This is a genomic window from Bacillus sp. NEAU-CP5 (assembly GCF_026420705.1).
GTDB lineage: Bacteria > Bacillota > Bacilli > Bacillales > Bacillaceae > Bacillus > Bacillus velezensis.
In genome coordinates this window covers 240962-253444 of the sequence record NZ_JAPMOV010000002.1, presented here as the reverse complement: position 1 = coordinate 253444, position 12483 = coordinate 240962, and the positions used below count along the sequence as shown (strand labels likewise).

At 45.8% G+C, this 12483-nt stretch carries 12 protein-coding genes and 1 pseudogene; all 13 read left to right on the top strand.

The window, feature by feature from the left end:
* Positions 1-26 precede the first annotated feature (26 nt).
* The 13 genes and pseudogenes from OTK50_RS06485 (at position 27) to OTK50_RS06425 (ending at position 12453) form a co-directional block, all read left to right on the top strand.
* Positions 27-1085: a helix-turn-helix domain-containing protein gene (locus OTK50_RS06485; protein WP_007612279.1), complete on the top strand. Its 1059-nt coding sequence runs from the start codon at positions 27-29 to the stop codon at positions 1083-1085.
* Positions 1078-2568 (top strand): RecQ family ATP-dependent DNA helicase, encoded by a 1491-nt coding sequence (locus OTK50_RS06480; RefSeq protein ID WP_224223642.1) that lies wholly within the window; start codon positions 1078-1080, stop codon positions 2566-2568. Before OTK50_RS06485 ends, OTK50_RS06480 begins: the two co-directional genes overlap by 8 nt.
* Before the next feature lie 14 nt (positions 2569-2582).
* Complete coding sequence (locus OTK50_RS06475) at positions 2583-3170, top strand: CPBP family intramembrane glutamic endopeptidase (RefSeq protein WP_079891835.1); 588 nt, start codon at positions 2583-2585, stop codon at positions 3168-3170.
* Positions 3148-3918: a LysM peptidoglycan-binding domain-containing protein gene (locus OTK50_RS06470; RefSeq protein WP_082998688.1), complete on the top strand. Its 771-nt coding sequence runs from the start codon at positions 3148-3150 to the stop codon at positions 3916-3918. The genes OTK50_RS06475 and OTK50_RS06470 overlap by 23 nt, the downstream gene beginning before the upstream one ends.
* 68 nt (positions 3919-3986) lie before the next feature.
* On the top strand, positions 3987-4445 hold the full coding sequence (locus OTK50_RS06465) for a YpbF family protein (protein ID WP_045208062.1): 459 nt from the start codon (positions 3987-3989) through the stop codon (positions 4443-4445).
* Between the two features lie 86 nt (positions 4446-4531).
* The gene (locus OTK50_RS06460; protein ID WP_032873245.1) at positions 4532-5320 is read left to right on the top strand and encodes a metallophosphoesterase; all 789 of its coding nucleotides are present in this window, start codon (positions 4532-4534) and stop codon (positions 5318-5320) included.
* 151 nt (positions 5321-5471) lie between these two features.
* Positions 5472-6056, top strand: a complete 585-nt coding sequence (locus tag OTK50_RS06455) for a genetic competence negative regulator (protein ID WP_003153412.1) — start codon at positions 5472-5474, stop codon at positions 6054-6056.
* Between the two features lie 160 nt (positions 6057-6216).
* Positions 6217-7491, top strand: coding sequence for an NAD-specific glutamate dehydrogenase (gene gudB, locus OTK50_RS06450; protein ID WP_003153413.1), 1275 nt, complete (start codon positions 6217-6219; stop codon positions 7489-7491).
* 105 nt (positions 7492-7596) lie between these two features.
* Complete coding sequence (locus OTK50_RS06445; protein WP_014418270.1) at positions 7597-8580, top strand: YpdA family putative bacillithiol disulfide reductase; 984 nt, start codon at positions 7597-7599, stop codon at positions 8578-8580.
* A gap of 96 nt (positions 8581-8676) precedes the next feature.
* Positions 8677-9333: a glutamic-type intramembrane protease PrsW gene (prsW, locus tag OTK50_RS06440; RefSeq protein ID WP_003153415.1), complete on the top strand. Its 657-nt coding sequence runs from the start codon at positions 8677-8679 to the stop codon at positions 9331-9333.
* A gap of 131 nt (positions 9334-9464) precedes the next feature.
* Positions 9465-10337 carry a spore cortex-lytic enzyme gene (gene sleB, locus OTK50_RS06435; protein WP_007612266.1) on the top strand — a complete coding sequence of 291 codons (873 nt, stop codon included), beginning with the start codon at positions 9465-9467 and terminating at the stop codon, positions 10335-10337.
* A gap of 24 nt (positions 10338-10361) precedes the next feature.
* Entirely contained in the window at positions 10362-11711 is a 1350-nt protein-coding gene (ypeB, locus tag OTK50_RS06430) for a germination protein YpeB (protein WP_044802142.1), read from the top strand.
* An 87-nt stretch (positions 11712-11798) separates the two neighbouring features.
* Positions 11799-12453 (top strand): annotated as a pseudogene (locus tag OTK50_RS06425) (flagellar brake protein).
* Positions 12454-12483: the final 30 nt, after the last annotated feature.

Sequence of the window (12483 nt, the reverse complement as noted above, 5' to 3'; positions counted from 1 at the left end):
ACAGAAGAAATGTAGGTGTGTTTAGATTGGCGATAAACTACTTTGATACCGTGGTTCTCGACTGTCTGGACAAAATAGACGGCGAACGGACTCCGAGTGCTGTGTTTCATTTATTAAAAGGAAAAAAGTCGTCTCAAACCATTCAGGATGCCGGCTTATTTCAGATCGCTAAATATTTCGGCATGGCTTCACAGTGTGAACGCGGCGATATTGCGGCTTCTTTGCATAAACTCACCGAGAGCTCATACATCACAGCCGGAAAAGAAGAGGGAACGTGGAAAGTGACTGCGCGCGGCGTTCAAAGGCTTGAACGGGCGTTTGCCGAGCGGCCTTGGCCGAAGCACTGCCACGGCGCGAATTATCAAACGCCTGCCGTCACCCTGTGGAGGCGGCTTTCCCTGCTCATTCAAGTCCTGTCAAACAAAGAGCATCAATGCAGTCAATATATCCCGGTTACCAACGATGTGCAGACGCTGAGATGGGTCAAACGGTTCATGCGGAAAAACAGAGATGCTAAAGAGCTTTCCGTCCAAATGCATGACGCGCTGTTTCAGCTTCTGCAAGGCGTAAGTGAACGGCAGGCGCTAATTTTTGTCTATTCTTTAACTTCATTCAACAGAATCGGCAAAACGAATAAGCAGCTCGCTCTCCAGCTGAACGAAGATGAATGGTATGTGTCCGTCCAGTTTTGGGGAGCGGTACATTATGTTATTCAATCGCTTCCGCAATGTGCATATCCCGCTCTGCGCGAGCTGTTGTCCGATCTGCAGGCGGAAAGTGCGCTGACACAGTCTGCCAGAAAAACCTTTGAGCTGTTGGAAAAAGGGTTTCCGATTGAACGGATCGCCGCGGTCAGAAATTTAAAAACCGCCACAATCGAAGATCATATCGTAGAAATATCATTGCATCAGCCTGCATTTTTTATAGAACAGTATCTTTCTGAAGAGGAACAGCGTATGATAACGGCATTTGCAAAACAGCATCAAACGAATAAAATTAAACGGATTCGCGAAGGAATGCAGATGCGCTTCAGCTATTTCCAGATCAGGCTGGCGCTGGCAAAGACGGTGAATCAGCATGACTGAGCTGCATAAAGCTTTATCCAAGTATTTTGGTTTGCATTCCTTTAAAAAAGGGCAGGAAGAGATTATGACTAGCGTGCTCCAAAAAAAAGATACGATCGCCATGCTTCCGACCGGCGGGGGAAAATCATTATGCTATCAGCTCCCGGGTTACATGATGGACGGGCTGGTGCTGATTATTTCGCCGCTCCTATCATTAATGGAAGATCAGGTGCAGCAGCTGAAAGCGAAAGGAGAAAAGCGGGTTGCTGCATTAAACAGCATGCTGAATTCCGCAGAGCGGCATTTTATTCTCAGCAATATCAGCAGGTATAAATTTCTCTATATGTCCCCTGAAGCCCTTTCTTCACCTTATGTACTGAACCGTTTAAAAAACGTTCCGGTCAGTTTATTTGTTATTGATGAGGCTCACTGCATATCAGAATGGGGACATGATTTCAGACCTGATTATTCGAAGCTCGGGCCTTTCAGGCAGTCACTCGGAAAGCCGCCTGTATTGGCGCTGACCGCAACAGCGACAAAAGAAACGCTCAGAGACGTGACGGATGTGCTCGGACTTGAGCATGCGGTGCGTCATCTTTATTCAGTCAACCGGCCGAATATTCTCCTGGCGGCAGAACATTTGGCGGATAATGCCGAGAAAATAAGCAGGCTCACGGAGCTTGCCGAAAAGCTTGAAGGCCCGGGTATCATATATTGTCCGACCAGGAAATGGGCGGAAGAGCTTGCGGCTGAGCTGAATGAAAAAACGGGAAAGCGGACGGATTATTATCACGGCGGAATGGATACAGGGGACAGAATCTTGATCCAGCAGCAATTTATCCATAACCAGCTTGATTGCATCTGCTGTACCAATGCGTTCGGCATGGGTGTGGATAAGTCAGATATCCGCTTTGTCATTCACTTTTATCCTCCCCAAACGGCTGAGGCCTTTATGCAGGAAATCGGCAGAGCGGGACGCGACGGCAGCCCGAGTGTCAGTATTTTGCTGAGGGCGCCCGGCGATACCGAGCTTCAGCAGCAGATTATTCAGACAGAAAGCCTGTCTGATTATGACCTGGAAGGTATTCTGGCCGTCATACGGGATGCCGGTACGGGTGATGAACGAAAGCTTCGGGACGTTCTGATCAATAAGGGCGTCCAGGAAACACAGGCGCGAACGGCCGTCCATCTGTATCTGCAAGGAAAAACAACAAAAGAGCAGCTGCAGGAAGAACTGACATACCGCGTGGAAAAGAAGCTGCGTAAAATGAATCGTTTTTCGGCGTTATTAGAGCGGAAAGAATGTATAAGAGAAGCGCTGCTGTCTTATTTTGATGAACCGTATGAGCCTGAAGGTCAAACCGGACAATGCTGCAGCAGCTGCGGACTTGATCTGGCTCCGTACGAGCAAAAAGGAGAACGTAAAAATATGGAACGGTTTGAAGATTGGAAGCTGGAATTAGGCCGGATTTTCGGTTCAGAGTCTGCGGGTGAGTTCAGCTGAGACGGCAAAGCGAATTGATCCGGCAGCTCTCAGACCGGGAGATTGTGATGCAGCTGTATGCCACCCAATTGCTCATATTGGCGGTTTCAGCTGTTATCGGCTTTTTCTTTTTTACCGACATTCACGATTTTTTAAAGCTGTGGCATATACGTGACGATAATATCATATGGTACGGTGTAACTCTTGCTGTCCTTGTCATTATTGCCGATCTTGCGGTGATGAAATGGTGTCCTTCGCATTTATATGATGACGGCGGCATTAATGTATTGCTTTTTAAGAACAGGCCGGTTTTACACATTTTGTTTTTGACGCTTCTCATTTCGTTCAGCGAAGAGATTTTGTTCAGAGGCGTTCTGCAGACACATATCGGCTTATGGGCCGCCAGCTTCATTTTTACCGTGCTTCATTTCAGATACTTGGCGAAGTGGCTTCTGTTTATGATGGTTGCGGGCATCAGTCTTTTGCTGGGGCTTATCTATGAATGGACCGGCAATTTATTCGTTCCGGTTACAGCGCATTTTATTATTGATGCGGTATTTGCCTGTCAGATCCGTTTTCAATATGTTAGGAGGGGTTTGCATGACGGAAATGTCAAGAGTTGAAAGAAGAAAAGCTCAGCTGCGTGCCGAGCAGCAGGTTGCCGCGGCCGCGGATGAACAAATTGAATATCTTGAAGACAGCCTCCCGACAAGACAATCTGTAAAAGAGGAGCGTAAAAAAAAGGAAGAGCAGGTAAAGGAAAAAACCAAAACAAAAACGCCGCTGTTCACTTTTCTGACCGTCCTGTTCATTATCGTAACAATCGGTGTCTTTTTCGGTCTTCTTTATATGACGAACAGCAGCAGATTTGACCCGAAGGACTATGAAGATGTCTTCATAGACCACAGTGAAAGCGCGCCTGCCGTTATTCCGAAAGGCGCTCAGAAAGAAACGTCAGAAACCGCTCTTTTAGAACAACCGAAAAAAAAGTCTGACGACAAAGATAAGAAAGAAGCGGCTGCACCTGAAAAAACGAAAGAAAAACCAAGTGAAAAAACACCTAAAAAAACGGAAACGCCCTCAGAAAAACAAGTAAAGCCGACAGACACCGAATACGCGGAGACAAAACAGCAGTCTCCGCCGGCTGTCCGTGAAAAAGCGGCTCCGGCTGCCGCGAGTGATCAAGCCGGGACTGTCCCGAAAAATGTGCGGACCGTACAGCATACTGTACAGCCGAAAGAAACGCTTTACCGCATTTCAATGAAATATTATAAAAGCCGGGCGGGCGAAGAGAAAATCCGCAGCTACAACGGATTAAACGGAAACGACGTGTACACCGGCCAGGTTCTGAACATTCCGCTGTCTGATTAAAATAAATGCATGTTTTCACCGCGTTTTTCATATAGTGTACCAATGAAAACGGACAAGGTGTGAAGCGCATGGATTCTTTATGGAAGCAATTAGACCGATTTGCTGACGGACCGACGAAACAAATGCTTCAGGCACTGGTGAAACGGAAATTAAAATACGAAAATTATGCCGCACAATGCCGAAGATGGCAGTGGGCGTCCCTCGTTTGTTTTTCCCTGATGTGCATACTGCTGATGTTTAAAAGCTTTAATGCCCCCCAAGCCTCTCCGCAGCTGGTTCTGCAGGAAATATTAGGCCATACGGTTTACTTGTGCTGGATTATGGCTTCCGCTTTTGCGTATTGCACTTCTTATTATTTTAAAAAAAAGGAAGAAAAAGCTGAGGGTGAATTTCATAAATTGAGATGTGAAATTATCCAAAAAAGCACGGATTTATGGCCCCAGCCTGAAAAATGGAGAGCGAGAGAATCTGTTTTTCACTTGATGAAACATCGGTATGATATCAATCTTTATTTTGAAAGCAAATAAAATGAGGCGTTTTCCGGAAAGGATAGAAACGTCTTTTTTTGTTTGTCCGTCTAATGTAAGACAATGACAGAATGGAGAGTGCGTTTATGAAGCTTACAGCGGGAATTCTCGGCTCATTGGCGGGAGCGGCTGCGGTTATGGCGGCCGTTATGTACAAAACGGCAAACGGCAGCCATCTGAAAACACATACATTTACGCTTGATAAAATGAAGGGGATGAAGCCGCTCACCATCTTTTTTATATCTGACGTGCACCGCCGTTTAATTGATGAAAAGCTTCTCCGCGAAGCGGCAGGTTATAAGCCGGATGCCGTTTTGCTCGGCGGTGATTTGGCGGAGGGCGGAGTTCCTTACGCCAGAATTGAAGAAAACATCAAACGTCTGACGGCTCTAGCGCCTGTCATGTATGTGTGGGGGAATAACGATTACGAGGTCAGCCAGCAAAAACTGCTCTCTCTTTTACGGGCATATAAAGTGATCCCGCTGAGAAATGAATCGGTTCAGTTTGCTTATAAAGGGGAAACCGTTACGATCTGCGGCGTGGATGATATCAGGATGATGATGGATGATTACGATTCTGCAATCAGATATACGGATGCTGACAAAGTAAACCTCCTGCTTTGCCATAACCCGGACATCCATGAGCAGATGAGGGAGTCAGACGGGATTGACGCTGTGTTCAGCGGCCATACGCATGGCGGCCAAATCCGTTTCGGCCGGTTCGGGCCGTACGAATTGGGCGGGACGGGAACGGTAAAAAAAGCGCATTACCTGATCAGCAACGGCTACGGGACGACAAAAGTTCCGCTGAGGCTCGGGGCGAAACCGGAGACGCATATGATTACGCTGTGCGGACCGGATGAGCCGTCTTCCTGAAACAAACCCGGCCGCGGTGATAAAAAACGGCATTCTGCTTGTCTTCCCGCTGTACACGGTGTAAACTGATAACAAATTAAGAACCTATGACTCATTTATTCATATACTGTGTTATATGATTTGTGTGCAAGAAGAGGCAGGAGGGAACATTATGCGGCTTGAGCGTCTGAACTATAATAAGATTAAAATCTTTTTAACCCTCGACGATCTGACTGATCGGGGACTGACAAAAGAAGACCTCTGGAAGGACTCATTTAAAGTCCACCAGTTATTTAAAGATATGATGAATGAAGCAAATACAGAGCTCGGCTTTGAAGCGAATGGTCCGATCGCGGTGGAAGTATATTCTCTTCAGGCACAAGGCATGGTTGTGATTGTAACGAAAAATCATGACGCGGACGCAGAAGATGACGAATATGACGATGATTATATCGAGATGCAGGTCAAACTTGACGAAAGCCCGGATATTATTTATCAGTTCCATTCGTTTGAAGATATCATTCAGCTTGCCGGAAGCCTTCACCGAATCGGGATTACCGGCGGCACCGTCTACCACTATGAGAACCAATACTATGTAAGCCTTGAAGACCTCGGCTCCCGTTCCGCCGAAGGCGTCATCGCGGTGCTGGCTGAATACGGACACCCGGCGACAATTACGATTTACAGGCTCCATGAGTACGGAAAACTCATCATGGACGGCAATGCTGTGGAGACCATCCAGAAACATTTTTCATAAAAAAGATTTGAAACGGCAGCTGTTTTCAGCGGCCGTCTTTTTTTAAGCGAAATAATGGAAAAATCATTGTCTTTCTTCTATGCACGGAGATATTGAAGGTGTATACTAGTCACTGAAAGGGAGCATGAGAGAAACAGAAGATTTTAGGAGGTTAACTCAAATGGCAGCCGATCGATTCACCGGTCATAATGAAGAAGACAAACATGATGTATTAAAATCAACCCAAACCGTAATACATAAAGCTCTGGAAAAATTGGGGTATCCAGAAGAAGTGTATGAACTGCTGAAAGAGCCGCTCAGATTATTAACGGTTAAAATTCCTGTTCGGATGGATGACGGGTCTGTGAAAATATTTACAGGCTATCGTGCGCAGCACAATGATTCCGTAGGTCCGACAAAAGGCGGCATTCGTTTTCACCCGAATGTAACTGAAAAAGAGGTGAAAGCACTTTCCATCTGGATGAGTTTAAAATGCGGAATTATTGATCTTCCTTATGGCGGTGGTAAAGGCGGAATTGTTTGTGATCCGAGAAATATGTCATTCAGAGAGCTTGAAAGACTAAGCAGGGGATATGTCAGAGCAATCAGTCAGATTGTCGGACCGACTAAAGACGTCCCGGCACCTGACGTATTTACAAACTCACAGATTATGGCTTGGATGATGGATGAATATTCAAGAATTGATGAATTTAACTCACCCGGCTTTATTACGGGAAAACCGCTTGTACTCGGCGGATCCCACGGCAGGGAATCAGCGACGGCAAAAGGCGTCACCATCTGCATAAAAGAAGCGGCCAAGAAAAAAGGTCTCGATATTCAGAACGCGCGCGTCGTCGTACAAGGATTCGGAAACGCGGGCAGCTATCTGGCCAAGTTTATGCATGACGCCGGCGCGAAAGTTGTCGGAATTTCTGACGCGTACGGAGGTCTTTACGATCCGGACGGTCTTGATATTGATTATCTGCTTGACCGCAGAGACAGCTTCGGAACGGTGACGAAACTTTTCAATGACACCATTACGAATCAGGAGCTGCTTGAGCTGGACTGTGATATACTTGTCCCGGCGGCGATCGAAAACCAAATTACAGAAGAAAACGCTGACCGCATCAAAGCGAAAATCGTTGTAGAAGCGGCAAACGGACCGACGACACTGGAAGGAACGAAAATCCTGACAGACAAAGGAACGCTGCTGGTTCCCGATGTTCTGGCGAGCGCCGGCGGTGTAACGGTTTCTTATTTCGAATGGGTTCAAAATAACCAGGGCTTCTACTGGAGTGAAGAAGAAGTCGAGGAAAAACTGGAAAATATGATGATAAAATCGTTTAATAATATTTATGAAATGTCCCAAAACCGCCGGATTGACATGAGGCTTGCGGCTTACATGGTCGGCGTGCGGAAAATGGCGGAGGCTTCGCGTTTCAGAGGCTGGATATAAACCAATCGTTTGCATAAACAAAAAAAATCTCCTATGATAATATAGGAGATTTTTTATATGAGTGGAAACTTATGATGGAAATGCCAATCGCAGGAGTTGAAGGACATGACAGAAGAAAAAGCAATTATAATAGGCGGAGGTCCTTGCGGATTATCGGCGGCTATACATCTGAAGCAAATTGGCGTGAACGCGCTTGTGATCGAAAAAGGGAATGTCGTAAACAGCATTTATAACTATCCGACCCACCAAACTTTTTTCAGTTCAAGTGAAAAATTGGAGATCGGCGATGTCGCCTTTATTACGGAAAACAGAAAACCGGTCCGAATACAGGCTCTCTCTTACTACAGAGAGGTTGTCAGAAGAAAAGAGCTGCGCGTAAACGCCTTTGAAACAGTGGAGCGCGTAACGAAACAGGAAGACGGCCGTTTTCTTGTAGAAACATCAAAAGACCGCTACCTCACTCCGTTTTGTATCATTGCGACAGGATATTATGATCATCCGAATTATATGAACATACCGGGTGAAGGGCTTCCTAAGGTATTTCATTACTTTAAAGAAGGCCATCCTTATTTTGATAAAGATGTTGCTGTGATCGGCGGGAAAAACTCAAGTGTGGACGCGGCTTTGGAACTCGTGAAGTCCGGTGCGCGCGTCACGGTGCTCTACAGAGGACATGAGTACTCCCCGAGCATCAAGCCGTGGATTCTGCCTGAGTTTGAGGCCCTCGTCAGAAACGGCACAATCCGGATGGAATTCGGCGCTTGTCTTGAAGAAGTGACGGAAGATGAAATCATTTTCCGCTCCGGCCGAAATGAGACGGTCCGGCTGAAAAACGATTTCGTATTTGCCATGACGGGATACCATCCCGATCACGGTTTCCTCGAAAAAATCGGTGTGCGGATTGATGCTGAATCAGGCCGGCCGTTTTTCCGGGAAGAAACGATGGAAACAAATGTTGACGGTGTTTTTATCGCCGGAGTCATTGCGGCTGGAAATAACGCCAACGAAATTTTTATCGAGAACGGCCGTTTTCACGGCGGCTTGATCGCAAACGAAATATCAAAACGGCTGGGTAGAGAGAGCATATGATCATTCATATGCTCTTTTTTTTAAAAATTGAAAGATGTAAAAAAATGAACAACATGGTACGATAGATATAGGAATATAAAGGAAAGAGGTTGCCTGATGTTTGCAATCATCTCTGCAGGAATTGCTCCCGGCATTGCGCTGTTAAGCTATTTTTATTTAAAAGACCAGTATGACAATGAACCCGTACATATGGTGCTGAGGTCTTTTTTTCTCGGGGTTGTCCTTGTGTTTCCGACCATGTTTATCCAATATGTTCTTGAAAAAGAGCATGTGGGGGGAGGAAGCTTTTTCGTTTCGTTTTTGTCTTCGGGATTTCTGGAAGAATCGGTGAAATGGTTCGTTCTGATGATCAGTGTGTATCCGCATGCTCATTTTGATGAGCATTATGACGGAATCGTTTACGGGGCCAGTGTGTCTTTAGGATTTGCCACGCTTGAAAATATTCTGTATTTATTCGGCCACGGCGTTGAGCATGCTTTCATAAGGGCGCTTCTGCCGGTCTCCTGCCATGCGCTGATCGGAGTGATTATGGGATTTTATCTCGGAAAAGCCCGCTTTTCGCAGAAAAAAGCCCGTGTCAAATGGCTTGTGATTTCGCTGGCTGTGCCTTCATGTCTGCACGGTTCTTACGATTTTATTCTTACCGCCCTCAATCATTGGGTATATTATATGCTGCCGTTTATGCTGTTTTTATGGTGGTTCGGGCTGCGAAAGGCAAAAAAAGCACGCTCCGTTAATATGATCCAAGTGTGAAGAAACCGCGCGTCGCGTGCGGTTTCTTTTTTTATGCCTTGACGAGGGATAAGAAGGAAACGTGCATAAAAATAACCTCGTGACAGACAATACGGGTACACTTTAAATTTTGCAGTAGGAGGCTTGAAGAGATGAAGTGCAAAGGAGCCTTTATGGCATGTCTCATTCTATTTTCTTTCGCCGCCGCTTTCTTCGATCATCATGAAACGGTTCATGCGTTTTCAAATCAAGTGATTCAAAGAGGCGCGACGGGTGATGATGTTATAGAATTGCAGGCCCGTCTTCAATATAACGGATTTTATAACGGGAAAATCGATGGTGTTTACGGCTGGACCACATACTGGGCCGTGAGGAATTTTCAGGAGAAATTCGGCATGAAGCCGGTTGACGGCCTCGTCGGCGCGAAAACCAAACAGGTGCTGATCTCTAAATCAAAATATTACCGTGAATATGTAATGGAGCAGATCCAAAAAGGGAATACGTTCACTCATTATGGCAACGTCCCATTGGAAAACCAAACAAAACCGAGAGCCGGAACGCAGAAGCCGGCTGCGGGAACGAATAAGCCTGCTCAAAAGCCGCAAAACAATACAGGCGGTCAGTCAAATCAAAAGCAAAATACGACAGCGGCCAATATGCCTGGCGGTTTCTCAAACAACGACATCAATCTTTTGGCGCAGGCTGTGTACGGGGAAGCACGCGGTGAGCCGTTTGAAGGACAGGTTGCCATCGCCGCGGTTATTTTAAACCGTATTAAAAGCCCGTTATTTCCGAATACGGTGGCCGGCGTCATTTTCGAACCGCTCGCGTTTACCGCCGTTGCCGACGGCCAAATATACATGCAGCCGAATGAAAGAGCAAAAGAAGCGGTTCTTGATGCGATCAACGGCTGGGATCCTTCTGAAAACGCGATTTATTATTTCAATCCTGATACGGCGACAAGCAAATGGATTTGGGGACGTCCGCAGATAAAAAGAATCGGAAAACACATTTTCTGTGAGTAAAAGTACGCAAAATGAGGTGTTAACATGATTAGAGGAATTATTATCGCTGTTCTCGGTGTCGTGATCGCCGCAACCGGATATTGGGGATATAAAGAGCATCAGGAAAAAGATGCGGTCCTTCTGCACGCGGAAAATAATTATCAAAGGGCTTTTCATGAACTGACGTACCATGTTGATCAGCTTCACGACAAAATCGGGACGACGCTTGCGATGAACAGTAAAAAATCTCTGTCTCCGGCGCTCATTGATGTATGGAGAATAACTTCTGAAGCTCATAACAATGTGAGCCAGCTGCCCTTGACTCTTATGCCTTTTAATAAGACGGAGGAGTTTTTATCCAACATAGGAGATTTCAGCTATAAAACATCCGTCCGGGATTTAGACCAAAAACCGCTTGATAAGAAAGAATATACAACACTGAACAGCCTGTACAAACAGGCGGAGAACATTCAAAACCAGCTCCGCAGCGTTCAGCATCTCGTCATGAGCAAAAATTTACGGTGGATGGATGTTGAGATGGCGCTCGCCTCTGACAAAAAACAAAGCGATAATACGATCGTCGACAGCTTTAAAACGGTCGAAAAAAATGTAGGCGCTTTTTCTGAAGACAGCATCAGCCCCACATTTACGGGAGCAAATACAGAACGAAAAGGTTTTACGCATCTGAAAGGAAAACAAATTACGGAAAAAGAAGCGGTCAAAATCGCACAACGGTTTGCGCCTGATCATAATTATTCAATTAAAGTGGTCAAAAGCGGCAGGAAGACGAATCGGGACGTATACAGCATCCGCATGAAAGACGCCGACAACAAGTCTTTTATCTATATGGATATTACCCAAAAAGGCGGACATCCGGTCTATTTGATTCAAAAACGGGCCGTGAAGAAACAAAAGATCAGCCTCAATGAAGCATCTAACCGGGCCGTCGCGTTTTTAAAGAAAAATGGATATGAAACAAAAGGCCTCGAAATTGATGAAAGCGCGCAATATAATAACATCGGCGTCTTTTCTTTTATCCCCGTGGAGAAAAATGTCCGCATTTATCCGGAAGCCATCCGAATGAAAGTGGCGCTGGATGATGGTGAAGTCGTCGGTTTTTCCGCGCGTGATTACCTGGCGGCGCACCGCACGAGAACGATTCCGGCTCCCGCTTTGTCAGCTGATGAAGCGAAAGCGAAGCTGAATAAAAATGTTGAAGTGCGGGAGACGCGGCAGGCGCTGATCACGAATGAGCTCGGTCAGGAAGTGCTTTGCTACGAAATGCTCGGGACGATCGGGAAAGACACGTATCAAATGTTCATTAATGCGGACGACGGAAAAGAGGAAAAAATAGAAAAGTTAAAAAGTGCAGAACCTATATATAAAGACCTATAAAAATAAAGGAGGAAAGGACTAAAAGTCTTTTCCTTTTTTTCGTTACATGCTTTAATAAAAGCATAAATAATGAAAGAGTGAAGGCCCATGATAGCTGTCGGAGATTATATTTGGATTGAATACATAGAGAACAATGAACCCAAAAAAGCGAGGAGCAAAGCAGTAAGCGTTGAAAACGGCGAACTGCACATCTCATATCCCGTCGATCTGGATTCGGGACGGACGGTCTTTTTGCATAAAGGATTGGAAATAACAGCGGAATTTATGGGGGATGGCCAAGTGCCGTATCAATTTAAAAGCATAATCAAAGGAAAGAAAAAAGACCCCATCCCGATGATCGGATTGGACATCCCTCCTCAGGAGGAAATGAAGCGGATTCAAAGACGCCGATACGTCCGTGCAGACGCAGTATTGGATGTATCCGTCAAAATGGAAGCGAAAAAAACCGCTTTCCAAACGGTTTCCTCTAATATCAGCGCCGGCGGAATCGCTGTTGTGATGCCTGGGCATATTTCCGCGGAACCAGGTGAAAAGCTGTATGTCTCATTTTCTCTTCCCGGCAAGGAAAATACGGCGGATATTACTGCTGAGGCTGTTACCCAGCGGATTTTTTATGATGAAAAGGCGGATAAACAAAAAATGACGCTTGAATTTACAGAAATCGTCCCCGCAGCGCAGCAGCTTTTACTCCAATATTGCATGCGCGCAGCTGCAGCAGAGAAGAAACAGTCTGTCGGAATAAACAACAGCGCACTTTTCCATACTAATCCTA